This is a genomic window from Paramagnetospirillum kuznetsovii (genome assembly GCF_003284725.1).
GTDB lineage: Bacteria > Pseudomonadota > Alphaproteobacteria > Rhodospirillales > Magnetospirillaceae > Phaeospirillum > Phaeospirillum kuznetsovii.
This window is the reverse complement of sequence record NZ_PGTO01000018.1, coordinates 1-26,319: the sequence shown is the minus strand read 5'-3', so window position 1 is coordinate 26,319 and position 26,319 is coordinate 1. Positions and strand designations below refer to the sequence as shown.

At 64.8% G+C, this 26,319-nt stretch carries 22 protein-coding genes; 16 read left to right on the top strand and 6 right to left on the bottom strand.

From position 1 onward, the window contains the following. Positions 1–472: 472 nt before the first annotated feature. The 14 genes from CU669_RS17150 to CU669_RS17085 all read left to right on the top strand — a co-directional run bounded on the left by CU669_RS17150 (position 473) and on the right by CU669_RS17085 (position 14,184). A complete protein-coding gene (locus CU669_RS17150; protein ID WP_112146823.1) occupies positions 473–1,600 on the top strand; it encodes a hydrogenase small subunit in 1,128 nt (375 codons plus the stop codon). 6 nt (positions 1,601–1,606) lie between these two features. Then, on the top strand, positions 1,607–2,629 hold the full coding sequence (gene hybA / locus CU669_RS17145) for a hydrogenase 2 operon protein HybA (RefSeq protein ID WP_112146822.1): 1,023 nt from the start codon (positions 1,607–1,609) through the stop codon (positions 2,627–2,629). Then, on the top strand, positions 2,622–3,827 hold the full coding sequence (hybB, locus tag CU669_RS17140) for a Ni/Fe-hydrogenase cytochrome b subunit (RefSeq protein ID WP_112146821.1): 1,206 nt from the start codon (positions 2,622–2,624) through the stop codon (positions 3,825–3,827). The genes hybA and hybB overlap by 8 nt, the downstream gene beginning before the upstream one ends. 13 nt (positions 3,828–3,840) lie before the next feature. After that, on the top strand, positions 3,841–5,544 hold the full coding sequence (locus CU669_RS17135) for a nickel-dependent hydrogenase large subunit (RefSeq protein ID WP_112146820.1): 1,704 nt from the start codon (positions 3,841–3,843) through the stop codon (positions 5,542–5,544). Between the two features lie 53 nt (positions 5,545–5,597). After that, a complete protein-coding gene (locus tag CU669_RS17130; protein WP_112146819.1) occupies positions 5,598–6,080 on the top strand; it encodes a HyaD/HybD family hydrogenase maturation endopeptidase in 483 nt (160 codons plus the stop codon). A 59-nt stretch (positions 6,081–6,139) separates the two neighbouring features. Continuing rightward, entirely contained in the window at positions 6,140–6,373 is a 234-nt protein-coding gene (locus CU669_RS17125; RefSeq protein ID WP_112146818.1) for a HypC/HybG/HupF family hydrogenase formation chaperone, read from the top strand. Further along, entirely contained in the window at positions 6,373–7,542 is a 1,170-nt protein-coding gene (locus tag CU669_RS17120; protein WP_112146817.1) for a nickel-dependent hydrogenase large subunit, read from the top strand. The genes CU669_RS17125 and CU669_RS17120 overlap by 1 nt, the downstream gene beginning before the upstream one ends. Continuing rightward, the gene (hypA, locus tag CU669_RS17115) at positions 7,529–7,879 is read left to right on the top strand and encodes a hydrogenase maturation nickel metallochaperone HypA (protein ID WP_239988759.1); all 351 of its coding nucleotides are present in this window, start codon (positions 7,529–7,531) and stop codon (positions 7,877–7,879) included. Before CU669_RS17120 ends, hypA begins: the two co-directional genes overlap by 14 nt. Beyond that, positions 7,879–8,736: a hydrogenase nickel incorporation protein HypB gene (gene hypB, locus CU669_RS17110; RefSeq protein ID WP_112146816.1), complete on the top strand. Its 858-nt coding sequence runs from the start codon at positions 7,879–7,881 to the stop codon at positions 8,734–8,736. Before hypA ends, hypB begins: the two co-directional genes overlap by 1 nt. A 134-nt stretch (positions 8,737–8,870) precedes the next feature. Further along, positions 8,871–9,947 carry a Kae1-like domain-containing protein gene (locus CU669_RS17105; protein ID WP_112146815.1) on the top strand — a complete coding sequence of 359 codons (1,077 nt, stop codon included), beginning with the start codon at positions 8,871–8,873 and terminating at the stop codon, positions 9,945–9,947. Positions 9,948–9,962: 15 nt separating this feature from the next. Further along, on the top strand, positions 9,963–10,193 hold the full coding sequence (locus CU669_RS17100; RefSeq protein WP_112146814.1) for a HypC/HybG/HupF family hydrogenase formation chaperone: 231 nt from the start codon (positions 9,963–9,965) through the stop codon (positions 10,191–10,193). Next, positions 10,190–11,362, top strand: coding sequence for a hydrogenase formation protein HypD (gene hypD / locus CU669_RS17095; RefSeq protein WP_112146813.1), 1,173 nt, complete (start codon positions 10,190–10,192; stop codon positions 11,360–11,362). The genes CU669_RS17100 and hypD overlap by 4 nt, the downstream gene beginning before the upstream one ends. Then, positions 11,359–12,408: a hydrogenase expression/formation protein HypE gene (gene hypE, locus CU669_RS17090; protein WP_112146812.1), complete on the top strand. Its 1,050-nt coding sequence runs from the start codon at positions 11,359–11,361 to the stop codon at positions 12,406–12,408. The genes hypD and hypE overlap by 4 nt, the downstream gene beginning before the upstream one ends. 150 nt (positions 12,409–12,558) lie before the next feature. After that, a complete protein-coding gene (locus tag CU669_RS17085; protein ID WP_112146811.1) occupies positions 12,559–14,184 on the top strand; it encodes a hydrogenase maturation protein in 1,626 nt (541 codons plus the stop codon). A gap of 79 nt (positions 14,185–14,263) precedes the next feature. Here CU669_RS17085 and CU669_RS17080 read toward each other — a convergent pair whose 3' ends face one another. After that, positions 14,264–14,560 (bottom strand): GIY-YIG nuclease family protein, encoded by a 297-nt coding sequence (locus CU669_RS17080; protein ID WP_112146810.1) that lies wholly within the window; start codon positions 14,558–14,560, stop codon positions 14,264–14,266. Between the two features lie 471 nt (positions 14,561–15,031). On the opposite strand from CU669_RS17080, the gene CU669_RS17070 reads away from it, so the two are divergent. Beyond that, the gene (locus CU669_RS17070) at positions 15,032–16,237 is read left to right on the top strand and encodes a TIGR03862 family flavoprotein (RefSeq protein WP_112146808.1); all 1,206 of its coding nucleotides are present in this window, start codon (positions 15,032–15,034) and stop codon (positions 16,235–16,237) included. Positions 16,238–16,303: 66 nt separating this feature from the next. Beyond that, positions 16,304–16,681: a hemerythrin domain-containing protein gene (locus CU669_RS17065; RefSeq protein ID WP_112146807.1), complete on the top strand. Its 378-nt coding sequence runs from the start codon at positions 16,304–16,306 to the stop codon at positions 16,679–16,681. A gap of 120 nt (positions 16,682–16,801) precedes the next feature. On the opposite strand, the gene CU669_RS17060 is transcribed toward CU669_RS17065, so the two are convergent. The 5 genes from CU669_RS17060 to CU669_RS17040 all read right to left on the bottom strand — a co-directional run bounded on the left by CU669_RS17060 (position 16,802) and on the right by CU669_RS17040 (position 26,300). Further along, positions 16,802–17,104 (bottom strand): DUF6156 family protein, encoded by a 303-nt coding sequence (locus tag CU669_RS17060; protein WP_112146806.1) that lies wholly within the window; start codon positions 17,102–17,104, stop codon positions 16,802–16,804. A gap of 67 nt (positions 17,105–17,171) precedes the next feature. Beyond that, positions 17,172–18,494, bottom strand: a complete 1,323-nt coding sequence (locus CU669_RS17055) for a phenylacetate--CoA ligase family protein (protein ID WP_112146805.1) — start codon at positions 18,492–18,494, stop codon at positions 17,172–17,174. A gap of 91 nt (positions 18,495–18,585) precedes the next feature. Then, positions 18,586–18,888 (bottom strand): hypothetical protein, encoded by a 303-nt coding sequence (locus CU669_RS17050; protein WP_112146804.1) that lies wholly within the window; start codon positions 18,886–18,888, stop codon positions 18,586–18,588. A 63-nt stretch (positions 18,889–18,951) separates the two neighbouring features. Next, positions 18,952–19,794, bottom strand: coding sequence for a serine/threonine-protein kinase (locus CU669_RS17045; RefSeq protein ID WP_112146803.1), 843 nt, complete (start codon positions 19,792–19,794; stop codon positions 18,952–18,954). Positions 19,795–19,886: 92 nt separating this feature from the next. Then, entirely contained in the window at positions 19,887–26,300 is a 6,414-nt protein-coding gene (locus CU669_RS17040; RefSeq protein ID WP_205119489.1) for an Ig-like domain-containing protein, read from the bottom strand. Positions 26,301–26,319: the final 19 nt, after the last annotated feature.

Here is a 26,319-nt window from a genome sequence, read left to right as displayed (position 1 = left end):
AAGTGGCCCGGCTTCTCTTCAACATCGTCCTCAACAAAAAGACTCGCAATAGCCCACGGAGCCATATGGCCATATGCCTGCATACGTAAGTATTGGCGCCGAGACGGGCGCTTTCGGTCAGGTGCCAAGGTCCATTGAACCCGGCGCCGTCACTGTCCCGAGGCGGCCGAAATATCGACTCGAAAAGTGGATAGTCTGCTTCCATATTCGGATAGTTAATTGACATTCGACGTCACGTTTTAGACCTAGAGGCGTTCTAGGGTGGTTCCGAGAGCATTGCGTCCTCTGCAACGGTGGCATCCGCCTACCCGTCCCAACCCACCCGCCAGGACTGGCACGGGATTTGCGGTCCCTCCCTGCCACAACCGATCACGAGACGTTCAGGGGGACGTCCGGACGCGGGCCGCACAGGCGCCGTATCCTCGATCCCCCGGATGTCTTCAGCCCGACGCGCCAGACAAGGTGGGGGACAATGTACGACGACACCGAGATTTCCCGCGAGATCGCCAACCGGTTCGACCTGGACCGCCGCGACTTCCTGAAATTCTGCGCCGCCATGGCCGCGACCATGGGCCTGCCCAAGGGCGCCGAGGCCCAGATCGCCCAGGCGATCACGGTCAAGGAACGCCCCAGCGTGATCTGGCTGCACTTCCAGGAGTGCACCGGCTGCACCGAGTCCATGCTGCGCGCCGAGCACCCCACCATCGAGAAGCTGATCATGGAGATCATCTCGCTGGATTATCACGAGACGCTGTTCGCCGCCGCCGGCCATCAGGTCGAAGCCGCCCGCGAAGCCGCCATGAAGAAGAACTGGGGCAAGTATGTCCTGGTCGTCGAAGGCGCCATTCCGGTCAAGGACAACGGCATCTACTGCAAGGTGGGCGGCAAGACCGCCATGCAGCTCACCAAGGAATGCGCCGAGGGCGCCGCCGCCGTCATCGCCATCGGCTCCTGCGCCTCGTGGGGCGGCATGCCGTCGACGCCGCCCAACCCCACCGGAGCGACCGGCGTGGGCGAGTTCCTGGGCAAGCCGGTGGTCACCATCCCTGGCTGTCCGCCCAACCCCTATAACTTCCTGTCCACCGTGGTCCACTTCCTGACCTTCGGCGCGCTGCCCGCCGTGGACGACAAGGGGCGGCCGAAATTCGCCTATTCCCGCCTGATCCATGAAAACTGCGAACGCCGCGCCCATTTCGACGCCGGTCGCTTCGCCCTGGAATTCGGCGATGATGGACACCGCAAGGGCTATTGCCTGTACAAGCTGGGCTGCAAGGGCCCCGAGACCTACGCCAACTGCCCGGCCATCCTGTTCAACGACGTGGGTTCTGGCTCGTGGCCGGTGGGAACCGGTCACCCCTGCATCGGCTGCACGGAAAAGCATATCGGCTTCGAGAAGCCGATCCACGCCCTGGCCAATCTGCAGAACCAGCGTCCGCCGGTGGGCTATCCCCGCGTGGTCGAGGAGCAGGGTACCGGCGCGTCCATCGGCGCCCTGGCCACCGTGGCGGCCGTCGGCGGCCTGGCCATCGGTGCCGGCGCCAAGCTGGTCGGCAATCTCGGTAAGTCCGAGAACAACCAGGACTCCGGCAAGCAGGGGTAAGCCGTCATGAGCATCACCAGACGCAACTTCCTGCGCAACGCGGCGGGCGGCACGGCGGCAGCAGCCGCCTGCGCCACCCTGGCGAGCATGCCGGCCGAGGCGCGCGAAAGCAATAAAGTGCCCGACAAGGCCATTGGCCTGCTCTACGACTCCACGCTCTGCATCGGCTGCAAGGCCTGCATGTCGGGCTGCAAGGAGGCCAACGAGCTGCCGCTGGAAGACACCATCGGCGAGAAGCTGTGGGATACGCCCCTGGAGCTGTCGGGCAAGACCTACACCGTCATCAAGGTCTATCAGCACGGCACCATGGAGAATAAGGACAAGGCCGAGAACGGCTTTGCCCATATCAAGCGCCAGTGCCTGCACTGCGTCGATCCCTCCTGCGTCTCGGCCTGCCCGGTCTCGGCCATGCTAAAGCGCCCCGAGGACGGCGTCGTCACCTACAACAAGGACGCCTGCATCGGCTGCCGCTACTGCGTCGCCGCCTGCCCGTTCGGCGTGCCGCAGTTCCAGTACGACACCCCGACGCCGCAGATCGCCAAGTGCCAGCTGTGCAAGCATCGCCTGGCCGAGGGCAAGATCCCGGCCTGCGCCCAGCAATGCCCCACCGGCGCCACCCTGTTCGGCACCTATCCGGCCCTGTCGGCCGAGATCGAACGCCGCAAGGCGCTCAAGCCCGGCGAGGCGGCGCTTTATCCCCGCCGCACCGTCGATTCCGGCGACAACCATGAAAAGCCCGCCCCCGAATACGTGGAGCATGTCTACGGCCAGAAGGACGCGGGCGGCACCCAGGTCCGCTATCTGGCCGGCGTGCCGTTCGACAAGCTGGCGCTTCCCGTCGGCCTGCCCGACCGCTCCTATGCCGCCGATTCCGAGACCTTGCAGCACACGCTGTATGGCGGCCTGATCCTGCCGGGCGTCGCCCTGGCCGGTCTGGTGGCGGCGGCGTGGAAGGGGTCGAAGGACCATCACGACGACGACGATTTCGACATGTTCGATCATCCCGAGGGGGGGAAGACTCATGGTTAATCACCCCATCCCCAGCGAAGTGGCCAGCCGCCTGCGCAAGAACAAGGCCAAGGCCTCCGCCATCGGCGGCAGCCTGATCAGCCCGTTCACCATGGTGCTCGGCCTGCTGATCGTCATCGCCATGTACTTCCTGGCCCAGCGCTTCATCTATGGCCTGGGCGCCGTCACCAACATCAACAACGGCTACCCCTGGGGCATCTGGGTGGTGTGGGACGTGGTCATCGCCACCGGCTTCGCCTGCGGCGGCTATGCCATGGCCCTGGTCACCTACATCCTGAACCGGGGCGAATATCACCATCTGGTGCGCCCGGCCCTGACCGCCTCGCTGTTCGGCTATTCGCTGGGCGGCCTGTCGGTGCTGATCGATCTGGGCCGCTACTGGAACTTCTGGCACATCCTGTCGCCCAGCTATGCCCAGACCGGCTCGGTGATGTTCGAAGTGGCCGCCTGCATCAGCTGCTACATCCTGGTGCTGTGGATCGAGTTCTCACCCGCCTTCCTCGAACATCTGGGCATGAAAAGCGCCAAGAAGGCCCTGAACAAGTTCATGTTCGTCTTCATCGGCCTGGGCGTGCTGCTGCCGACCATGCACCAATCCTCGCTGGGATCGTTGCTGGTGGTGTTCGGCTACCAGATCCATCCGCTGTGGCAGACTCCGCTGCTGCCGCTGCTGTTCCTGCTGACCGCCGTGTGCATGGGCTTCGCCATCGTGATCCTGGAGGCCACCCTGGCCGCCGTCGGCTTCAAGCGCGACATCGCCGAGGATCTGCCCATGCTGTCCAAGATCGGCAAGATCATCATGGGCATCCTGGCCGCCTATGTGGTCATCCGCCTGGGCGACCTGATGGTGCGCGGCGGCATCGGCAAGGCCTTCACCTCGGGCATCAAGAGCGTGATGTTCCTGATCGAGATGGCGGCGTTCATCTACCCGATCGTGGTGCTGTCCAAGCCCTCGAACCGCAGGCTGCTCTCCAAGCTGCTGGCGGCGTCCATGAGCATGCTGACCGGGGCGGTGCTGTATCGCATCGACGCCTTCCTGGTCGCCTACGACACCGGCCCCGGCTGGCACTACTTCCCCAGCGCCCCCGAGATGCTGGTCACCATCGGGGTGATCGCCATCGAAGTGCTGGCCTATATCATCTTCGTCCGGAAATTCCCCATTCTACCCGGCCACTCCACCACCGCGGCCGCCGAGTAAGGAGACCTGAGCAGTGTCCAAGAGAATCACCATCGATCCCATCACTCGGATTGAAGGCCATCTGCGCGTCGACGTCGAAGTTGACGGCGGCAAGGTCACCAAGGCCTGGTCCTCGGGCCAGATGTGGCGCGGCGTCGAGTTGATCCTGCTGGGGCGCGACCCCCGCGACGCCTGGGCCATCACCCAGCGCATCTGCGGCGTCTGCACCACCGTGCATGCCATCACCTCGGTCCGCGCGGTGGAAAACGCGCTGAACCTGGAAATCCCGGTGAACGCGCAGTTCATCCGCAACATGATCATCTCGGCCCATGCCATCCATGATCATATCGTCCACTTCTACCACCTGTCGGCGCTGGACTGGGTGGATGTGGTCAGCGCGTTGAAGGCCGATCCCATCAAGACCGCCCAATTGGCGGAAAGCCTGTCCGACTGGCCGCTGAACAACAAGCACGTCATGACCCAGACCCTGGAGAAGCTGAAGAGCTTCGTGGGTTCCGGTCAGCTCGGCCCGTTCACCAACGGCTATTGGGGCCATCCGGCCATGAAGCTGTCGCCGGAAGTGAACCTGCTGGCGGTGGCGCACTATCTCCAGGCGCTGGACGCCCAGCGTCACGCCAACAAGATCGTCACCCTGCTGGGGTCCAAGAGCCCGCACATCCAGAACGTCGCCGTCGGCGGCGTCTCCAACCCCATCGCCACCGACAGCCAGTCGGTGCTCACCATCGAGCGCCTGCTGAAGCTGAAGGAGCACATGGACGCGCTGGGCGAGTTCATCCGCAAGGTCTATCTGGTGGACATCGCCGCCATCGGCGCCTTCTACGCCGACTGGACCAAGTACGGCGCCGGTGTCATGAACTATCTGTCGGCCCCCGACTTCCCCATGGATTCCAAGGGCACCCAGTTCCTGACCCCTGGCGGCTATATCCCCGGCGGCGACATCGGCAAGTACAAGCCCATCACCGCCTTCGGCGACGCCTTCCTGCGCGACGGCGTCGAGGAAAGCGTCAAGCATGCGTGGTACAGCTATTCCAAGCCCGGCCCGCTGCATCCCTATAAGGGCGAGACCACGCCGAACTACACCGACTTCCAGGACGACGGCAAGTATTCCTGGCTGAAGGCGCCGACCTTCTACGGCGAACGTGCCCAGGTGGGTCCGCTGGCCAATGTGCTGTGCGGCATCGCCGCGGGCCACCAGCCGACCATCACCTACGCCACCAAGGTGCTGGATACCGCGTCCTCGCTGCTGGGCTCCAAGATTCCGCTGGCGGCGCTGCACTCCACCATCGGCCGTCATGCCGCCCGCGCCGTGCGCGCCGGTGTCATGCAGGAAGTCATGACCCAGAACTGGCAGGCCCTGATCGACAATATCGCCAAGGGCGACACCACCAGCTTCAACAAGCCCACCTTCCCCAAGGGCGAGATCATGGGCTATGGCTTCCACGAGGCGCCGCGCGGCCTGTTGTCCCATTGGACGGTGATCCGCGACGGCAAGATCGCCAATTACCAGTGCGTCGTTCCCTCCACCTGGAACGCCGGTCCCCGCGACGAGAACGACAAGATTGGCCCCTACGAGGCCTCGCTGATGGACAACCCCATCGCCGATGCCGAGCAGCCGCTGGAAGTCCTGCGGACCATCCACTCCTTCGACCCCTGCCTCGCCTGCGCCGTGCATGTGGTCGAGGACAACAAGGAAGTCGTTCAGGTCAAGGCGCTGTAAGTGTAGAGTTTCCCTCTCCCGCTTGCGGGAGAGGGAACATCAGTGAGGTTTTTATGCGCGTTGTGATTCTGGGCGTCGGCAACATCCTGCTGACCGATGAGGGTGTGGGCGTCTACGCCGTCAACGAGTTGCTGGCCCGTTACGACCTGCCCGAGGAGGTCGAGGTCATCGACGGCGGCACCTCGGGCATGGATTGCCTGGATCAGGTCTCGGGCGCCGATCATCTGCTGATCGCCGACGCCATGCGGGCCAAGAAAGACCCCGGCACCATCACCCGATTGTCGGGCGACCAGATTCCGGCCTTCTTCAAGACCAAGATCTCGCCCCATCAGGTAGGCATTTCCGACATGCTGGCGGCGCTGAATTTCCACGGCCTGATGCCCGCCAACATCGTGTTGTTCGGCATCGAGCCCCAATCCTTCGCCACCGCCATGGAACTGTCGCCCGGCATCGCCGCCATCCTGCCCCAGGTGGTCGACATGATTGTCGCCGAGTTGAAGACACTGGGCCTGTCGGTCCGCCCGAAGGCCGCCTAGGATGAAACCGCGGTGTTTCATCCGGCGCGGGTCGGAGACCCGTTTGGTGGAGAACTGACATGTGCATGGCCGTCCCGTCGCGCATCGTCTCCATGGCCAACGGAATGGCCACCGTCGAGGCGTTCGGCACCACCCGAACCACCAGCCTGATGCTGCTGGAAGACGAGGTAGCGGTGGGCGATTACGTCATCCTGGGCGTCGGCGGCAATTTCGCCGCCGAGAAGCTGGCTCCCGAACTGGCCGCCGAAGCCCTGGCCTATCTGGCCGAGGTGCTGGATAGCGGTCAGGCCTGATGGCGTTTCCCGATACCGGAATTTCCGTGTCGCTTGAGGTGAGACAGGGCCAAGTCGCCCATGTCGCCATGCGATCCGGCCGCCTGGTCCAGGCCTCGCGCCTGCTCGCCGGACGCGGCCCGAACCAAGTCATCGCCCTGCTGCCCACCCTGTTCGCGCTGTGCGGCACCGCCCAAGCGCTGGCGGGCGCCGCCGCCCTGGAACAAGCCGCCGGACTGTCGGCCACCGCCTCGCAGCGCATGGCGAGGCGGTATCTGTTGCTGGTGGAATGCCTGAGCGAACATGCCCAGTCCATCCTGCGCGACTGGCCCGCCTTGCTGGACGAGACGCCACGGTTGGAGGCGGTCAAGCCGTTGCGTCCCATGGTCGGGGCCGCCAAGCGCGCCCTCTATCCCGATGGCGATTGGGCGCGCCCCGGCGGCGGACGGCTGGTGGTCGATCACGGCGCCGTGCTGGAGCAGTCGCGCCTGCTGGCCGATCTGGTCGCGCGGCTGTTCGGCGATCTCGACGACTGGGATGACGGCCTGGACGATTTTCGCCGCTGGTTCGCCCAGGGCGATTGCGTCGCCGCCCGCCTGCTGCGGCGGATCGAGGCCGAAGGCCTTGGCGGATTCGGCGCCACCCCGGTTCACTTCATGTCCGCCACCGGCCCGCGAGATCTCGCCGAACGACTGGAAGACGACCAGAGCGGCGATTATGTCGCCCGCCCCGACCACGGCGGCATCGCCCTGGAAACCACGCCGCTGTCGCGCCACCACGGCCATCCCCTGGTCAATGCCTTGATGGCGGAACATGGCTCCGGCCTGTTGCCGCGCTTCGCCGCCCGTCTGGTGGATGTGGCGGCGGCATTGCGGGAGGTGGAGGAACTGGTGCAGGATTTGTGCGACGAGCCGTTCATCCCCGGCGTCATGGATGGAACGGGTGTCGGCTTGGGCATGGTCGACGCGGCACGCGGCCTTTTGGCCCATCGGGTGGAATTGCAGGAGGGCGTGGTGCGCCGCTATCAAATCTTGGCCCCGACCGAGTGGAACTTTCACCCCGACGGAGCCTTCGCCCAGGGAATACGGGGGGCTGCGGCCGGCCCCGATCTGGTCCGGCGCGCCCGTCTGCTGGCCGCCGCCCTGGACCCCTGCGTCGCCTGCACCATCGAGGTCCATGACCATGCATGAGATGAGCCTGACCGAAGGGGTCGTCCGCATTCTGGAGGATCAGGCCGCCGCCCACGGCTTCACCCGCGTCAAGACGGTGTGGCTGGAAATCGGCGAGCTGTCCACGGTGGTGCCGGAAAGCATGGAGTTCTGCTTCGGCGCCGTGGCGGCGGGCAATCCGCTGACCGCCGACGCCAGGCTTGAAATCATCCGGGTTCCGGGCGCAGCGTGGTGCATGGATTGCTCGGAGAACGTCCCAGTCACGTCCCGCGTCGATCTTTGCCCCAAATGCGGCGGCGCCAAGCTGGCCGTCACCTCGGGCGAGGAGATGCGCATCAAGGAATTGGAGGTGGAGTGATGTGCACGGTTTGCGGCTGCGGGGATGCCAAGGTCGAGGGCCATCCCCACTCTCACGATCACGGACACGGCCATACTCACGATCATGGACATGACCACGATCACGGCCATTCCCACGACCACATCCATTACGGCCACGGCATCGCCGGAGTCCATGTCCCCGGCTTGTCGCAGTCGCGCATCGTCCAGATCGAGCAGGACATCCTCGGCCACAACAACGATTTCGCCGGCCGCAATCGGGCCTGGCTGGAAAGCCACGGCGTCTTCGCCCTCAATCTGGTCTCCAGCCCCGGTTCGGGCAAGACCACCCTTTTGTGCCGCACCGCCGAGGCCTTGAAGTCCCGCTTCCCCCTGGCCGTCATCGAGGGCGACCAGCAGACCAGCTTCGACGCCGACCGTATCCGCGCCACCGGCATTCCGGCGTTGCAGGTCAATACCGGCAAGGGCTGCCATCTCGACGCCCATATGGTGGAAAGCGCCATCGCCCGCCTCGACATCGCCGAGGATTCGGTGCTGTTCATCGAGAATGTGGGCAATCTGGTCTGCCCGGCCGCCTTCGACCTGGGCGAGGCCTATAAGGTGGCGATCCTGTCGGTGACCGAGGGCGAGGACAAGCCGCTCAAATACCCCGACATGTTCCACGCCGCCTCCATGATGATCCTCAACAAGATCGACCTCCTGCCCCATACGGATTTCGACGTGGAGCGCTGCATCGCCTATGCCCGCCGGGTCAATCCCGAGATCGTTGTTATTCAATTGTCGGCCCGCACCGGCGAGGGCTTCGACGAATGGCTGGCCTGGATCACCGAGGGCCGCCGCCGTATGGCCGCCCATCGCAAGGGGCAGGCGGGGTCTTAATGCCCCATCGACTGCCAGCCCCCCTCACCCCGACCCTCTCCCCCCCTCGGGGGGCGAGGGAGATGGACTTATCCCATCGCCCGCTCGCGGGAGAGGGTGGGGCCCATCGCGATGCGATGGGAGGGTGAGGGCCAATGACCGCCATTGCCGCCGTCATCCCCTTGCCCCGCGCCGTTGCCTCGGTGCTGGCGGTGGGGCCGTTCCTCAAGAACACCGTCTGCGTCACCAAGGACGACAAGGCCTTCGTGTCAGCCGATCACGGCGACCTGGGCACACCCGATTCCATCATCGCCTTTGAAAATTCGGTCGCCGCGCTGCTGGCGGAGACTGGCGCCGCGCCGGTACGCGTGGCCCACGACCTGCACCCCGATTTCCATTCCACCCGCTTCGCCCTGGGCCTCGACCTTCCCGCCGTGGCGGTTCAGCACCACCACGCCCATGCCGCCTCCGTGGCGGTCGAGAACGGCCATGACGGACCGGTGATCGCCCTGTCGCTGGACGGGTTCGGCCTCGGCCCCGGCCACCAGTCCTGGGGGGGCGAGTTGCTGTTGGCCGACGGCGCCCATTACCGCCGCCTCGGCCATCTGGCGCTGTTGTCCCAGCCGGGCGGCGACATGGCGGCCCGCGAGCCCTGGCGCATGGCGGCGGCCGCCCTGCACCGCATGGGGCGCGGCGACGAAATCGCGGCGCGCTTCGGCCATATTCCCGCCGCCGCCATGCTGGGCCAGATCTTGGACAAGCGGCTGAACTGCCCCGAGACCTCCAGCGCCGGACGGCTGTTCGACGCCGCCTGCGGCTTGCTGGGCATCCATCCCATCGCCAAATTCGAGGGCCAGGCCCCCATGGCGCTGGAAGCCATGGTGACCCGCCCGGAGGTCTTGGCCGAAGGTTGGAGCCTTCAAGACGGAATTTTGGACCTGACCCCCCTGCTGGCGCGATTGTCGGCTTGCACTGACCCGGTCGCCGGGGCCAACCTGTTCCACGGCACCCTGATCGAGGCCTTGGCCGCCTGGGCCATTGCCACGGCCGAGGCCACGGGAACCACCACCGTCACGCTGGGCGGCGGCTGTTTCCTCAATAAGGTGCTGACGGCGGGGTTGATGAAGCGGCTGGCTGCCGCCGGGTTGCGGCCCTTGACCGCCCTGACCCTGTCGCCGGGCGACGCCGGACTGAGTTTGGGCCAGGCGTGGATCGCCGCGCTGACCGAGTAAGAAGGGAATTCCTCCATGTGCCTTGCCCTGCCCTCCCTGGTGACCGAATTGCTGGCCGACGACAACGCCAAGGTCAATCTGGGCGGCGTCACCAAGACGGTGTCGCTGGCGCTGGTCTCCGACGTCAAGGTGGGCGATTACGTCATCGTCCATGTGGGCTATGCCCTGTCGGTGATCGACCCCGAGGAGGCGGCGCAGACCCTGGCCCTGTTTCGGGAAATGGAACAGGCGGAGCCCGCCCAGTGAAATATATCGACGAATTCCGTGACGGGCAGGTGGCCCAGTCCATGGCGAAAGCCATCGCCGCCGAGGCCGACCCGGCGGGCAGCTATCACATCATGGAATTCTGCGGCGGCCATACCCATGCCATCAGCCGTTATGGCCTGGAAGACCTGCTGCCCGCCAATGTGCGCATGATCCACGGCCCTGGCTGTCCGGTCTGCGTGCTGCCCATCGGGCGCATCGACGCCGCCATCTGGCTGGCCCGGCAGGACGGCGTCACGCTGTGCACCTATGGCGACATGCTGCGGGTTCCCGGTTCCAAGCGGCTGTCGCTGCTGAAGGCCAAGGCCGAGGGCTGCGACATCCGCATGGTCTATTCCACCCTGGATGCCCTGAAGCTGGCCCAAAGCATGCCCGAGCGCCAGGTGGTGTTCTTCGCCATCGGCTTCGAGACCACCACGCCGCCCACCGCCGTCGCCATCAAACAGGCCCAGGCTCTGGGGCTGAAGAATTTCAGCGTGTTCTGCAACCATGTGCTGACGCCGTCGGCCATCACCCAGATCCTCGACAGCCCGGAAGTGCGTGAACTTGGCACCGTCAAGCTGGACGCCTTCATCGGCCCCGCCCATGTGTCGACCATCATCGGCTCGCGCCCCTACGAGTATTTCGCCGAGGAATACCAGCGCCCGGTGGTGATCGCCGGGTTCGAACCGCTGGACGTGCTGCAAGCGGTGCGCATGCTGATCCGCCAGATCAACCAGGGCCGCTTCGAGGTGGAGAACGAGTTCTCCCGCGCCGTCACCCGCGACGGCAATGAAAAGGCCAAATCGCTGGTGGCCGAGATGTTCGAGCTGCGCCGGGTGTTCGAATGGCGCGGCCTGGGACTGGTGCCCTACTCCGCCCTTCGGCTGAAGGAGGCCTATGCCGCCTGGGATGCCGAGCGGCGCTGGGACGTGCCCCAGGACTCGCCGCCCGACAACAAGGCCTGCGAATGCGGCGCCATCCTGCGCGGCGTCAAGCGGCCCATGGACTGCAAGCTGTTCGGGACAATCTGCACCCCGGAAAACCCCATGGGCTCGTGCATGGTCTCGGCCGAAGGCGCCTGCGCCGCCCACTGGACCTATGGTCGCTTCCGCGACGCCGAACCCGGCATGCCGCAAGGCCCCGAGCCGGAGGAAGAGGAAACCGAATGACCCTGCCCCGTCGCGCCCATCCCCGCCCGCTGGACCTCAAGACCGGCCGCGTCGACCTCACCCATGGCGGCGGCGGCCGCGCCATGGCCCAGTTGGTGGAAGAGCTGTTCATCAAAGGCTTCGACAACGAGGCCTTGAATCAGCGCAATGATCAGGCCGCCTTCGACGTGCCCGCCGGGCGCATGGTGATGACCACCGACGGTTATGTCATCAGCCCGCTGTTCTTTCCCGGCGGCGATATCGGTAGCCTCGCCGTGCACGGCACCGTCAACGATGTCGCCATGGCGGGGGCGGTTCCGCTGTCGCTGTCGGCGGGCTTCATCATCGAGGAAGGCTTCCCGCTGGCCGATTTGAAGCGCATCGTGGACTCCATGGCCAAGGCCAGCAGGGACGCGGGCGTCCCGGTGGTCACCGGCGACACCAAGGTGGTGGAAAAGGGCAAGGGCGACGGCATCTTCATCACCACCGCCGGTATCGGCATGGTGCCGGCGGGCGTCGTGATTTCGGGCGACAGGGCCAAGCCCGGCGACGCCATCCTGATTTCCGGCACCATGGGCGATCACGGCGTCGCGGTGATGAGCCAGCGCGAAAGCCTGGGCTTCGAGACCGCCATCCTGTCGGATTCGGCGGCGCTGCACACCATGGTGGCCGAGATGGTCGCGGCGGTGCCCGGCATCCATGTGCTGCGCGATCCCACCCGTGGCGGTCTCGCCGCCACCTTGAACGAAATCGCCAGCCAGTCGGGCGTCGGCATGCTGATGGAAGAGGCACTGGTGCCGGTCAAGCCCGAGGTGCGCGGCGCCTGCGAGCTGCTGGGCCTGGACCCGCTTTACGTCGCCAACGAGGGCAAGCTGATCTGCATCTGCCCCGAGGCGGACGCCGAGACCCTGCTGGCGGTCATGCGCGCCCATCCGCTGGGGGTGGACGCGGCGCGCATCGGCGCCTGCCGCGCCGATACCCATCACTTCGTTCAGATGAAAACCGCCATGGGCGGCATGCGGGTGGTGGACTGGCTGGCGGGCGAGCAATTGCCGAGGATCTGCTAGCACATGCGAACCGACGAGCGAAGCGAGGAGTTGCGGCCAAGGGCCGGCGCGCCGCGTGGCGCGAAAGCCAAGCCCTCTCAGCATCGCTTTCAGCGATGCGAGACCTTTGGGACGGATGTGGGCGCCCGGCGCTTGAGGGACATTTAAAAAATGCGCATTCTTCTCCTCGCCCATAGCTTCAACAGCCTGACCCAGCGCCTGTGGGTGGAACTGTCCGAGCGCGGCCACGACGTGTCCTGCGAGTTCGACGTCAACGATGCCGTCACCATCCAGGCGGTGGAACTGGCCAGGCCCGACGTCGTCATCGCCCCCTTCCTCAAGCGTGCCATCCCGGAAGCGGTGTGGAAAAACCACCTCTGCCTCGTCGTGCATCCCGGCCCCGTCGGCGACCGGGGACCGGCGGCGCTGGACTGGGCCATCCTGGAGGGCAAGGAAAGCTGGGGCGTCACCGTCCTGCAGGCCAAGGCGGAAATGGATGCCGGGCCGGTCTGGGCCAGCCGGAGCTTTCCCCTGCGGCATGCCTCCAAATCCAGCCTGTACCGCAACGAAGTGGCCGACGCCGCCGTCTCGGCGGTGTTGGAAGCGTTGGAGAAGACGGAGGGCGCACGTCCCGCCGCCACCACCTGGAAGCCCGCCATGAAGCAGGCCGACCGCGCCATCCGGTGGAACCAGGACGACACCGCCACCGTGCTCGCCAAGATCCGCTCGGCCGACGGCACCCCGGGATTGCTGGATGAGATCGGCGCCAAGCCCGTCTATCTCCACGACGCCCATGCCGCCAACGGGTTGAGCGGCCCGCCGGGAAGCCTGATCGCCCAGTCCGGCGGCGCGGTGGCGCGGGCCACGGTGGACGGCGCCGTGTGGATCGGCCATCTGCGCGCCAGGGAAGAGCATGCGTTAAAGCTGCCCGCCCTCGCGGTCCTTGGCCCCCTGGAGCTGCCCGAGACCCCCGGCTATCACGACATCTGGTACGACGAGCGCCACGGCGTCGGCTATCTGCATTTCCCCTTCGTCAACGGCGCCATGAGCACGGAGCGGTGCGAGCGGCTGCGCGAGGCTTTCCTTGCCGCCGCCCAGCGGCCCACCAAGGTCATCGTCCTGATGGGCGGCCCGGATTTCTGGTCCAACGGCATCCATCTGTGCACCATCGAGACCGCCGCCAGCCCGGCCGCGGAATCCTGGTGCAACATCAACGCCATGAACGATCTGTGCCGCGACATCATCACCTGCGGCAGCCATCTCACCATCGCCGCCATGCAGGGCAATGCCGGAGCCGGAGGCGTGTTCATGGCCCTGGCCGCCGATCTGGTGCTGGCCCGCGACGCCGTGGTCCTGAACCCCCATTACAAGGGCATGGGCAATCTTTACGGCTCGGAATACTGGACCTATCTGCTGCCCCGGCGCTGCGGCGAAGACAAGGCCCGCGAGGTGGTGGAGGCCCGCCTGCCCGTGGGAACGGCGGAGGCCGAGCGCCTTGGCCTGATCGATTCCCATTTCGGCACGACCGTGGCCGAATTCCGGACCCTGGTCGAGCAGACGGCCGAAGCCCATGCCGCCGACCCGACGCTTGACGAGCGCCTGATCGCCAAGCGCCTCGCCCGCGCCGCCGACGAAGCCGCCAAGCCGCTGGACTCCTACCGCGCCGAGGAGCTGGAGCATATGAAGCTGAACTTCTACGGCTTCGACCCCAGCTACCACGTGGCCCGCTATAACTTCATCCACAAGGTACCGAAGTCGCGCACGCCGCTGTATCTGGCGCGCCATCGGCGGAAGTGATTTCGATGTCATGCTGAGTCGCAGGCAGGGCATTTTTCATGCCTAACCGTCTTATTGTGAAAGATCCCTCGGCTTCGCCTCAGGATGACTGGGAGTTCTTGGACAAGTCCCGCCAATCGGGATTGAGCGTCTCGATCAACGCGACTTTCCGGCAGCGCTTCCAGCCTTTAATCTGCTTCTCCCTTGCAATGGCAGCCCGCACATCGCCGCTACATTCAAACCAGACGAGGCGATTGACTAAGTAGCGTTTGGTAAAGCCATCGGCCGTCCCGCTTCTGTGTTCGGCAATGCGGCGTTCAAGGTTATTGGTGACGCCGCAATAAAGTACGCCTGACAGACTGCTCAAGAGATAGACGGTGTAGGTGTGGTCGCGCATCCACCCTCCCTATCATGCCAATTTAAATTGTCATCCTGAGGCAAAGCCGAAGGATCTTTCAACCGCGTCTCCAGCCGCTATCACGTGAAAGATCCTTCGCTTCGCTCAGGATGACAGGATGGATCAAACTATTGCCACCTCCACCACAGCTCCGGCGTCTTTCCCGCCAATTTTCCACCGCCTAAAAATATTCCGAGGCCGACCAGGAATATGAAACCGCCAATCACGACTTCTCCATTCTTTCTGCCGGGGGCGAGGCAGCACTCACCTGAAGCAAGATAGCCTCATCTTTACTCTCCGAAAAGCTGTTGCGACGATGAATCATCGTCTCCGAAGTCTCCGCGACCGCGGTCACCATCTTGCGCGTTCTGCATGGCGCAAGCATCCCATAGCCCCCCCCGGCCGCGACGCGCCCGCCGCTTCGTGCTATGATCATCCTGGGTTCGGGCGTTTTTCATAAGGGGATAAGCCATGACCGTGATCGTCATCGGCGGTGGCCCCGCTGGTTTGATGGCGGCCGAGGTATTGGCCGAGCGCGGTATCGACGTCGCCATCCATGACGCCATGCCGTCGCCTGGACGCAAGTTCCTGCTGGCCGGTAAGGGTGGCCTCAACCTGACCCATTCGGAAGCGCTGGGCGGCTTTATTCCCCGCTACGGCGCACGGGCAGGGCTGTTCCAGTCATTGCTGGCGGATTTCGGCCCGGCCGATCTGCGCCGCTGGGCCAAGGAGTTGGGAATCGACACCTTCGTCGGCAGTTCCGGCCGGGTCTTTCCCGACGAGATGAAATCGGCCCCGCTGCTGCGCGCCTGGATCAAGCGGCTGAAGAGTCAGGGAGTCACCTTCAACGTCCGGCACTATTGGCTGGGCTGGGCGCCCGACGGCGGCTTACGGTTCCGCTCCCCCCAAGGTGAGGTGACCGTGCGGGCCGATGCGACCGTCCTGGCCCTTGGGGGCGCCTCCTGGCCGCATCTGGGCTCGGACGGCTGCTGGGAGACACTGCTGGCCGAACGCGGCATCGACATCGCCCCCATGAAGCCCGCCAATTGCGGCTTCGATCTGGACTGGAGCAGGCATTTCGCCGACAAGTTCGCTGGTCGCAGATTGTCCACCGTCGTCTTGTCCTTTGATGAGCAGTCGCTGCGCGGCGAGGTGACGCTGACCGCGACCGGCATGGAAGGCGGTTGCATCTATGCGCTGTCGGCCCCCATTCGTGACGCCATCGCCGCGAACGGCCTTGCCATGGCGAGCTTGGACCTGATGCCCGATTGGGACGAGGCGCGCGTGCTGGCGGCGCTGTCGGGGCCGCGCGGGTCGAAATCCCTGTCCACCTTCCTGAAGAAGACCCTCGCCCTGGACCCCGCCGCCATGGGATTGCTGCGCGAATTGCTGCCCAGGGAAGACCTGGACAATCCGACCATGCTGGCGGCGAGCATCAAGGCCTTGCCATTGCCACTGCTGCGACCCCGGCCCCTGCCCGAGGCCATCTCCACCGCCGGTGGCGTCCGGTTCGAGGAATTGGACAGCCAGTTGATGCTGAAGACCATGCCGGGCGTATTCGCCGCCGGTGAAATGCTGGACTGGGAAGCCCCCACCGGCGGCTATCTTCTCACCGGCAGTTTCGCCACCGGCCGACGAGCCGGTCTCGGGGCCGCAAAATGGGTGACTCAATCATAGCCCCCCTAGACGCATGGATGGGCCATCCCCACATGAGAAGGGCAGACATGTGAGAGGAAGACGCTCATGCCCACTTGGGACCACGACGATTGCGACCCCGTCATCGAAGCCGAGCACAATCGCCTCTATCGCATGATGAACCGTCTGGAGCCGGTGATTCTGAAGGGTGAGGAGCACTCTAGCGTTGCCCGCGCCATCAACATGCTGCAATTGCGGATGTCGGAACATTTCCAGGTGGAAGAGGAACTTTTCATAACCTCGGACTGGAACTCACGCCAAATCATGATCGACGACCATCGCCGCCTGCTGAACATGCTGGGGGAACTGGCGCGACTGTCACCCGACGATTCCAAGGGCAGGCGGACGCTGTTCATGACCTTCCTCGATGAATTGGTCCGCCACGACACCGATATCGACGCCCCGCTGTTTTCACTGAAGCACTGATACTGTCGGCCGTCTCTGGTGGAAAGCGGCCGGGACGGCCGCGCTCCGAGAAGAGCGCGCCGTTTGGAGCGCGGGCGTCCCGCCCGCCCCAGGCTCACATCAAACGACGAGCGGATGACCTCAGCCTCGGCGCGGAGTGCCGTCCTCGCCGAACTCCAGGACGGACACTTCGTCGTCCATGGTGATCTCCGCCCGGCTCAGAACCCCGTTGGGGTGGTACGCGTAGCGGTGCGAGATCTGAATATCGCCATAGACCAACTTGTCGCATCCCATCATGCGGTCCTGCCCGTCGAAATAGGCCCGCATGAAGGTGTTGCGGTTCTCCAGATCGCCTTCGTCAAGCGGATTGACCAGCTTGAGGGGAAGCTTCACCCCGGAATAGGACTGGAAATAGCGGCAAACGGTGCCCTCGGTTGCGCTCATGACTGAAATATCCGGCCAAGTTGACGAGGCGGCATGATGCGGGCATCGCCGCCCGTCGCGCAACCGGTCACTCATCCGCCCCTTTACGGAGATCCCGCACCCGCACCGCCTTGCCCTGGGAACGCGGCAATTCCCCCGGCAACCGCACGATCACTTCGCAGGTCACGCCGATGATGGACTTGATGTGATGGCGCAGTTGCTGCGCCACATGGGAGCGATTGCCCTCGCTTTCGCGGGCCAGGGATTCCGCTTCCACCGTCAGGTGATCCATGGCCCCCTGGCGCGACAAGGTCAGCAGGTAATGTGGCGCGATGCCGGGGAAACCCACCAGCACGGCTTCGATCTGACTGGGATAGATGTTGACGCCCCGGATGATCATCATGTCGTCGTTGCGGCCGGTCACCCGCTTGATGCGCGCATGGGTGCGGCCGCAGGCGCAGGGCTCGTCGATCAGGCTGGTGATATCGCGGGTCCGATAGCGCACCATGGGCAAAGCCTGCTTGGTCAGGGTGGTAATGACCAGTTCCCCTTGCTTGCCCATGGGCAAGGGCTGTAGCGTTTCGGGATCGATGATCTCGAACAGGAAATGGTCCTCCCAGCCGTGCAGGCCGCAGCGATGCTCGCACTCCGCCGCCACGCCGGGCCCCATGATCTCGGACAGGCCATAGGTGTCGTGGGCATGAATGCCGAGCCGACGGTCGATTTCACCGCGCATGGTCTCGGTCCAGGGCTCGGCGCCGAACACCCCGACGGCCAGGCTTGAACCGGCGATATCGACGCCCATCTGTACCGCCACCTCGGCGATATTCAGAGCATAGGACGGGGTCGCCGCCAGAACGCGGGCGCCAAAATCCATGATCAGGCCGATCTGCTTTTCGGTATTGCCGCCTGACATGGGAACCACCGAGCATTTCAGCCGCTCGGCGCCGTAATGAAAGCCGAGCCCGCCGGTGAACAGGCCATAGCCATAGGCGTTGTGCACCACGTCGCCGGGGCGGACCCCCGCCGCCGCCAGGGTGCGCGCCATCAGTCCCGCCCAGACATCCAAGTCAGCCTCGGTATAGCCGACCACGGTGGGCTTGCCGGTGGTGCCGGAACTGGCATGGATGCGAACGACCTTCTCGCGGGGGACGGCGAACAGCTTGAAGGGATAGTTTTCCCGAAGGTCGGTCTTGACCATGAAGGGAAAGCGGGCGAGGTCTTCCAAATCCCGCAAGTCGTCGGGCTTGACCCCCGCCGCGTCGAAACTGGCCCGGTAATGGGGAACATTGGTCCAGGCATGCGCCAACAGCGACCGCAAGCGCTCCAACTGAAGTTTCTTCAGATCACCGCGCGCCATGCGCTCCATGTCCGGAGCGTACAGATAGGATGCGGCGTTGCCTGCCGTCATGGCGCGTTCCCTCCCAATGCGATCATCAAGTATTCGGGCGCAGTATCACCCAGGAGCGCGCGACAGCCAACCCACCGTCGGCGGCTTTTCCCTACGCCAGAGAATCCAAGGCGCGCTTTTCGGTTTCGGAGATGCTGGAAAACGCCTTGGCGGCGGCGGCATAGCTGTGGCTGGCCTGACTGAGATTGACCAGCTCACGGCCAAGATCCACATCGCCCTCGGGAGGAAGAGGGATGTAGTCGGCACCGTTCAGCGGCTTGGAGACCAACTGGCCTTGCTGGGCCTGGTATCCTTCGGTGGTGGCGTTGACGATATTGGTCGCCGCCGTCTCAGCCACGCGGGTCTGGGCGCCAAGACCGCCGACAAGGGTGTTCAGGGAAACCGAGGAAATCATGACCGGCGACCGGACAGTTGCATTCCTTGGATCATGCGCCCGGCGACCACGGAATCGCAAGGACTACAGGGAGATGTCCACCAGGCGGCGCAGCATGTCGCGGGCACCGGGCCGCATGCTCGGCTGTTGGGACAGCGCCTCGCTCAGCAGGTCGATCAGGGCGGCGGGACACCCTTCGAGCGTCCTTAGACGCTCGCGATCGGGAAAGTGCCCGGTCAACAGGCGAATGCCAATGACTCCCACCGAAAAGATGTCCGAGCGGTCGGTGGCGTGGGTGGCATTGGCGTATTGCTCGGGGGCGATGTAATCGCGGGTGCCGAACCAGATGGAGTCCTTGGACCGCGCCTCATCCGACGTCTTGGCCATTCCGAAATCACTGATCTTGAGGCGGCTGCCCGGACCGTTGCACAGCAGCACATTGCGCGGCTTCAAGTCGCGGTGGACCACGCCGCGTTCATGGATCGCCGTCAAGGCCATCAGCACTTCCACCAGGATCTGCTTGGTCCGGCCAGGAGAAACCGCGCGGGACTGCTGCTCTGGGGGCTGGGCCGCCCTTTCCTTCGGCGCGAATATGTCCGTACCGATCTCGGTCATCAGCGACCCCGTCATGTACTGCATGAAAAGTGCCGGTCGGCCGTCGTCGAGGGCCGACAGCGCCACCACCGGGACGATATGGGGATGGTCGAACCGCGCCATCAGGCGCGCTTCCTGGAAAAAACGACGCCGCCATTCATCCACATGAAAGGGTGGGATCATTCCTTGGTCGTCGGCCTTGGGAGCAAAGATCTTGACGGCGACCGGACGGCCCAAGGCGGCATCCTCGGCCAGCCAGATCTCCGAGAAATCCGTGCTTATAAGTCTGCGGTGAAAGCGCCAACCCGCCAGTCCGGGAACGGCTCTATTCATCGCGCTCTGGCGTGCTGTCGTCCATGTCCGCCCCAAAAAATCGAGCCCGCCAGCCTTGCGGCGGACGGGCTCGGAAACCTTACCATATCACCTTAATACTTGATGGACTCGATGTTGGTGAAGTGGATCGTCTCGTCGCCACCCGCCGAATGGATGGTGACATCACCGGCCTTGTCCAGACCCAGATTGACCGTGGCGGCGGCATGGTGGTCGCCATCGGACGCCACCGTCCAACTCTGATGGTCGGCGGTGGTGATGGTGATGGTGGCCCCCGCATGCATGTCGGTGGACAGGTCCAGAGTATCCGTCCAGGTCGCGCCCGCGCCGCCGTCGACGGTGGCATGGCCGTGACCGAAGTCGAACATGAAGGTGTCGCTGCCGTCCTGGCCCATCAGCACGTCGTCGCCTGCACCGGCCACGATGGTGTCGTTGCCCGCGCCCGCATGGACGGTGGTGGTCCCATTACCGGCGGTGATGAGATCATTGCCGCTGGCGGTCCAGATCACGTCATGGCCGGTACCACCCGCCACGGTCAGATTGCCGTAGTCCATGTTGGGCGTGGTCATGTCGAGGGTCGCGTGCTCGCCATTGCCCATCTGGATATGGTCGTAGCCGGAAATCATCTGCTTGCCGGCGCCATTGTCCAACGACAGATAGTCATTGCCACCGGCGGCGATCAGCGTATCTCCGCTCTCGCCCTTATAGACCTCGTTATGACGGTTATCGCCCTCGATGGAGAAGCGGTCGCCGGTGCCCGCGCCACCCGGATTGCCCGAGTCCCAGGCATACCAGCCGCTGCCCCAATTGGTGCCATCATCCGTCGCGTTGGTGACATGGCCGCCATGGCTGTTGTGGCTCTTGCCGCCATGGCTGTCGCCATGGGCCGCGCCGCCCACTTCCCACGAGCCCTTGTCGCCCCAGCTCTCGTCACGGCCGCCGCCGTTGCCCCAACCGACCTTCTGGCCGTCATTGAGGCCACCGGCACTGTGACCGTCGCCAGACGTCCTTCCGCCGATTTCGTTGATGGTGATGGTCTGGTTGGTGCTGCCGCCATGACCGTCGCTGACATTGACGGTAAAGACGTCCTTGCCGCTCCAACTGGTGTCATTGGCATCGTAGAAGAACGAGCCGCTGCTGGAGTCCATGACCAGCGAGCCATGATGCTCGCCGCCCGCCGCCACGGTATAGGTCAGCTTGTCGCCGTCCACGTCGGTGGCGGTGACTTGGCCGATATTGGCGGTGTTGGTGTGCGCGTAATCCACCGTGACGCTGGCCGTGGTATGGGCCGCATCGATGACCGGCGCATGGTTGGGCGCCGCCACGGTGACGCTGACCGTCTCGGTGGTGGTGCCGCCATGGCCGTCGGCGATGGTGACCTTGAAGCTGTCGGTGCCGACGAAGTTGCTGGCCGGCGTATAGGTGAAGTTGCCGTCGGGCAGAAGCACGACAGAACCATGCTGGGCTCCGTCGGTGCCCGTCCCGAGAGCGAAGTGCAACACGTCGCCATCGGCATCCGTGGCCTGAACCACACCAAAAAGCGCGGTGTTGGTCAGGGTCGAGCCCGAAGCCGCCGCGCCCGCGTCCGGCCCGTGGTTGGACAGGTCGTCATGCACCGAAGCGGTCGCCGTGGCGGTCGCCGTGGTGGAGCCTTCGGTGGTGGTGGCCGTCACGGTGACGTTGATGTCGCCGTTGAAGCCCGCCGCCGTCTTGACCGACAGGCCGGTCAGATGGGTCGGATCGACGGTGTAGGCACCGTTGACCGCCGTCAGCGCTACGCCGTCTTGATACAGCGTCGCACCGGCAGGCAGGCCGGACAGCTTCACCGCATGGCCTTCGGATCCGTCCATATCGGGGAAGTTGGCGGTCACCGTCAGAGGATGGGTTGAGGTCGGAGCGGCCGCCCCCCAAACCACCGACATGTTGACGTCGTTGTAGTCGCGATCACCGCCACCGGCGAGATCTTCCCAGTTCTGATTGCCGGAAACGGCACCGCTGTCCTGGGCATGGACCAGATGGTTATCGGAGTTCAGGGCGCTGTTGTCGAACAGCACCTTGGCGCCGGTGCCGACCAGGGCATGACCGCCCGAGTCCATCGCCTGCCAGTTGCCGGACGTGTCCTTGGAGAAGGTCAGAGCCGCGCCATCCTTGAGACTGGCGTTGTTGCTGTGACCATCGGGGACGATGAAGAAGCCGATCCGGTCGGGGTCAACGCCGGCCACCGTGGCCACGGCGTTGGGCGACGCATGCACATCGGCCCAGATCACCCCGCCAGTGGTCGGATTGCCGCTGGCATCCATCACATAGTAGCCGTAGGTGTTGTGATAGCCGGCCGAGGCGGTGTTATCCAGATTGGTGACGGTGAAGCTGCCGCCGGGGCTTTCGGTTCCGGCGCCGATGGACACACCCACCGTCGCCTGATCGGCGGCGCCTGCCACATTGACATTGACGGTCTGGGTGGCGGTGCCGCCGTGACCATCGCTGACCTGGACGTGGAAGCTGTCGCTGCCCGACCAGTTGTTGTCCGAGGCGGTGAAGCTGAGATTGCCGCTGCCGTCCACCGACAGGGCGCCGTGATGACCGGAGGCCGCATTGTCGGTGACCGTGTAGGACAGGGTGTCGCCCACGTCCACATCGGTGGCGACGACCCGAGCGCCGGTGACCGTGGTCGCCGCGCCGGACGTGCTTTCGGTGCCGCTCATGGTCTGCTGCGAGGCGCTGACCACCGGCCCGTCATTGCTGCCGGTGATGGTCACGTTGACGGTGGCCGGATCGGAGTTGGCGCCATGGTTGTCGGTGGCGACCACCTTGAAGCTGTCGGGCAGGGTCTTGCCGACGGCCAGCGACGAGTCGTTGGTCGGCGTAAAGGTGTATTCGCCCGTGGTCGCATTGATGGTCACATGGCCATGGGCGGTGTCCAGGCTGGTCACATGGTTGCCGCTGCCGTCCAGCAGGCTGTAGCTGACGGTGTCGCCCGCATCGGCGTCACGACCTGCGGCCGTGGCCTTGATGGCGGTGTGGTCATCAGCGGTGGTCAGCGGCGCCACGCTCAGGGTCGGACCGGAATTGGTCTCGGATACCGTCACCACCTGGGTGGTGGTGCCGCCATGGCCGTCGGAGACCGTGACGCTGAAATGATCGCTGCCGGTGTAATTGCTGTTGGGCGTATAGGTGAAGGTGCCGTCGATGCCCAGCACCACCGAGCCGTGCTGCGGAGCGGCGGCGCCGGTCCCCAGGCTGAAGCTGAGATGGTTGCCGTCGGCATCGGTGGCGGCGATGGAGCCCGCGATGGCGTTGTCGGTATGGGCGCTGAAGCTGGCGGTCGCCGCCGCGCTCGGCCCATGGTTGCTGAGATCGTCATGCACCGACACCGCGCTGGCGCTGGCAGTGGCCACCGTGCCGTTCTCGGCGCTGGTGGCCTCCACGGTGACGTTGACGTCGCCGGAGAACCCGGCCGGGGTCTTGACCGACAGACCGGTCAGATGGGTCGGATCGACCGAATAGGAGCCGTCGGCACCCGGGGTCAGCAGATGACCGTCCTGATACAGGCTGGCACCCGCTGGCAGGTTGGTCAGCTTGACCGCATGGGCCTCGGAGCCGTCGCTGTCGGGGAAGTTGGCGATGACCGTCAGCGGATGCGTCGCGGTCGGAGCCGCCGCGTTCCACGACACCGAGACATTGGTGTCGTTGTAGTCGCGGTCGCCGCCACCGCTGAGATCTTCCCAATTCTGGTTGCCACCGTCCCGGCTGGTGTCCTCGGTATGGGTCAGGTGATCGGAATTAAGCCAGCCCTTGTCGAACAGGACATTGGCGCCCGCGCCGCTCAGCACCGTGCCGTGGGAGTCGACGGCCTGCCAATTGCCCGAGGCATCCTTGGTGAAGCTGATGTCGGTGTTATCGGCCAGGCCGCCGTTCTGGTGACCATTGGGAATGATGAAGAAGCCCACATGGTCGGGATCGACGCCCGTGATGGTCACGGTCTGGTTCACATCCGCATGAGTGTTGGCCCAGATCACATGGCCGCTGGTGGGATTGCCGCTGGCATCGGTCACATAGTAGCCGTAGGTGTTGCTATAGCCCGCCTCGCCATCGAGATTGGTGACGGTGAAGCTGCCGTTCGGCGTGACGGTGCCGTTACCGATGGCGACCGAAACACCGGCCTGATCGGCCACGGCATCCACATGCACAGCCACGCTCTGGGTGACGCTGCCGCCGTTGCCGTCCGAGACGGTGACGCTGAAGCTGTCATTGCCCGCCCAATTGGCATTGGGGGTGAAGGTGTACTCGCCCGTCGCGGTATCCAGGCTTACGACGCCGTGATCGGTGGTCAGCAACTCGTTGCCGTGGCCGTCGGACACGCCGCCTTCGACATGGTAGCCCAGGGTATCGCCGGTATTCACATCGGCGCCGACCACATGTCCGGTCACCGCGTTATCCTCGGTTCCGGTACCACCCTCAAGGGTGACCGTCGGGTCAGAGTTGATGTGTTGCACATTGACGCTGACCGAGGTCGAAGCCGAATCCTGGTTACTGGATTCGGTCGAGGTTGCGGTGGCGGCCAGGGTGAAGCCTTCGCTATCGGCAGGCACCCGCAGGGTCAGTCCATCGATCTGACCGCCAGGCAAAGACCAAGTGCCGTCGTTGCCAGCCGTCCCGACCACGTTACCAGACGCGTCCATGATGACCGCACCCTCGGGCAAGCCGTTCAGGCTGACCGCTAGGCTTTCCGAGCCGTCGGTATCTGTCAGGCTGGACGACACGTTCAAGGGATAGTCGATAACCCGCTCGCCGGGCTCGGCTTCCTGGAAGCTGATGGAATGGATCATGTAGTCGTTATCGCCGCCGCTGGGCGCCGAGAAGACGATCTGATCGAAATTGCCGCCATTGGTGGGGCTGATGCTGATGGTCGGATCGACGTTGTCGGTAATGCCGGCAACCGTGCCCTCGCCCACCTTCACGCCGTCTTTAAACAGGTCGTAATGGGCTCGCTCATTGCCCGCAAGCCAACCAAAGGAAACATTGGCCGTCGAGACATCGTTGTCGAAATCGACCACGATCTTCTCTGAACTGCCGCGCGACTGCCCCAGCTCAGCGGAATCGCCCGAGGCGCCGCCGGCGACACCGAAGCCGTACTGGTTACTCGACAGCGTTCCGGCCGAGCCGTCCAGCTTGAAGGCCGACACCGAGAACCCACCATCGCCGGCAAGCATGTTGGCCGAGGTGATGGTCACTTCCGCCGTCTCGCCCGGCAGGGTCACCGACGAACCGGTCCCCAATTCCAGGCTGAGTTCAGGAGCATCCGCCGCCGCGCCAACATTCAGGTTGACCGTCTGGGTGGTGGTGCCGCCATGGCCGTCGCTGACCTGGACGTGGAAGCTGTCGCTGCCCGACCAGTTGTTGTCGGTGGCGGTAAAGGTGAGGTTGCCGCTGGCATCCACCGCCAGGCTGCCGTGATGTCCGGAGGCCGCGTTGTCGGTGACCGTGTAGGACAGGGTATCGCCCGCATCCACATCGGTGGCGGTCATATGCCCGGTGACCACGGTGGCCGCGTCGGACGTGCTTTCGGTGCCACTCATGGTCTGCTGCGAGACGTTGAGCACCGGCCCGTCATTGCTGCCGGTGATGTCGACGCCCACATGGGCCGAGGTGGTGCCGCCGTGACCGTCGGAGACGGTGACGGTGAAGCCATCGGTGACCTTGGCGCCCGCGCCCAGGCTGGCCGCCCCGGCATTGGGGGTGAAGCTGTATTCACCGGTGCTGGAATTGATGCTGACGCTGCCGTGTTCGGTGGTCAGCGAGGTGATGGGCGAACCGTCGGCATTGGAGCCGAACGAGTAGGTCAGGGTGTCATGGGCGTCCACATCCGTGGCCGTCACATGACCCGCGCTGACGCCGCCGTGATCGGTTGCGGTGGCATTGGTGCTGCCGCTGATGGTGGGCGCGTCGTTGCCACCGTCGATGATCACGGAGACCGTCTGGGTGGCAGTGCCGTCGGCCGACTTGACCTCGAAGGTCTTGGTCATGCTCTCGCCGACCCCAAGGGCCTGCACATCGGCATTGGCCGAATTGACCTGGAAGCTCCAATTGCCGTCGGTACCGATGGCGAATGTGCCCTGGTCGGTAACCATGGTGGACGCCTGGACATGGGCCTGATCATGATCCACATCGGCCGCGTCAAGATGGCCGGTGGCCGTGGCGTTGCCATCCTCGGCCACATGAGCGGAGGTATTGCCGCTGATGGTGGCGGCGTCATTGGCGCCGTCGATGGTCACGGTGACCGTCTGCTCGGTGCCGTCCGCCGAGTGGATCTTGAACTCCTTGGTCAGGCTCTCGCCCGCCGCCATGCCCTGCACCGCGTCGGCATTGACCGCGAAGCTCCAATTGCCGTCGGTCCCCATGGTGAAGGTGCCTTCCGGCGTCTCCTGGGTCGTCTCCTGCATCACCGCCTGATCGTGGTCGGCGTCGGTCACGCTCACATGACCGGACACGCTGGCCGAATCCTCGGACACGTGCTTGGCGTCGCCGGTG

Excerpts from the sequence above, each read along its gene's own strand:
- CU669_RS17150 (WP_112146823.1), top strand. The coding sequence starts at position 473 with ATGTACGACGACACCGAGATTTCCCGCGAGATCGCCAACCGGTTCGAC.
- hybA (WP_112146822.1), top strand. The coding sequence starts at position 1,607 with ATGAGCATCACCAGACGCAACTTCCTGCGCAACGCGGCGGGCGGCACG.
- hybB (WP_112146821.1), top strand. The coding sequence starts at position 2,622 with ATGGTTAATCACCCCATCCCCAGCGAAGTGGCCAGCCGCCTGCGCAAG.
- CU669_RS17130 (WP_112146819.1), top strand. The coding sequence starts at position 5,598 with ATGCGCGTTGTGATTCTGGGCGTCGGCAACATCCTGCTGACCGATGAG.
- CU669_RS17125 (WP_112146818.1), top strand. The coding sequence starts at position 6,140 with ATGTGCATGGCCGTCCCGTCGCGCATCGTCTCCATGGCCAACGGAATG.
- CU669_RS17120 (WP_112146817.1), top strand. The coding sequence starts at position 6,373 with ATGGCGTTTCCCGATACCGGAATTTCCGTGTCGCTTGAGGTGAGACAG.
- hypA (WP_239988759.1), top strand. The coding sequence starts at position 7,529 with ATGACCATGCATGAGATGAGCCTGACCGAAGGGGTCGTCCGCATTCTG.
- hypB (WP_112146816.1), top strand. The coding sequence starts at position 7,879 with ATGTGCACGGTTTGCGGCTGCGGGGATGCCAAGGTCGAGGGCCATCCC.
- CU669_RS17105 (WP_112146815.1), top strand. The coding sequence starts at position 8,871 with ATGACCGCCATTGCCGCCGTCATCCCCTTGCCCCGCGCCGTTGCCTCG.
- CU669_RS17100 (WP_112146814.1), top strand. The coding sequence starts at position 9,963 with ATGTGCCTTGCCCTGCCCTCCCTGGTGACCGAATTGCTGGCCGACGAC.
- hypE (WP_112146812.1), top strand. The coding sequence starts at position 11,359 with ATGACCCTGCCCCGTCGCGCCCATCCCCGCCCGCTGGACCTCAAGACC.
- CU669_RS17085 (WP_112146811.1), top strand. The coding sequence starts at position 12,559 with ATGCGCATTCTTCTCCTCGCCCATAGCTTCAACAGCCTGACCCAGCGC.
- CU669_RS17080 (WP_112146810.1), bottom strand. The coding sequence starts at position 14,560 with ATGCGCGACCACACCTACACCGTCTATCTCTTGAGCAGTCTGTCAGGC.
- CU669_RS17070 (WP_112146808.1), top strand. The coding sequence starts at position 15,032 with ATGACCGTGATCGTCATCGGCGGTGGCCCCGCTGGTTTGATGGCGGCC.
- CU669_RS17065 (WP_112146807.1), top strand. The coding sequence starts at position 16,304 with ATGCCCACTTGGGACCACGACGATTGCGACCCCGTCATCGAAGCCGAG.
- CU669_RS17060 (WP_112146806.1), bottom strand. The coding sequence starts at position 17,104 with ATGAGCGCAACCGAGGGCACCGTTTGCCGCTATTTCCAGTCCTATTCC.
- CU669_RS17055 (WP_112146805.1), bottom strand. The coding sequence starts at position 18,494 with ATGACGGCAGGCAACGCCGCATCCTATCTGTACGCTCCGGACATGGAG.
- CU669_RS17050 (WP_112146804.1), bottom strand. The coding sequence starts at position 18,888 with ATGATTTCCTCGGTTTCCCTGAACACCCTTGTCGGCGGTCTTGGCGCC.
- CU669_RS17045 (WP_112146803.1), bottom strand. The coding sequence starts at position 19,794 with ATGAATAGAGCCGTTCCCGGACTGGCGGGTTGGCGCTTTCACCGCAGA.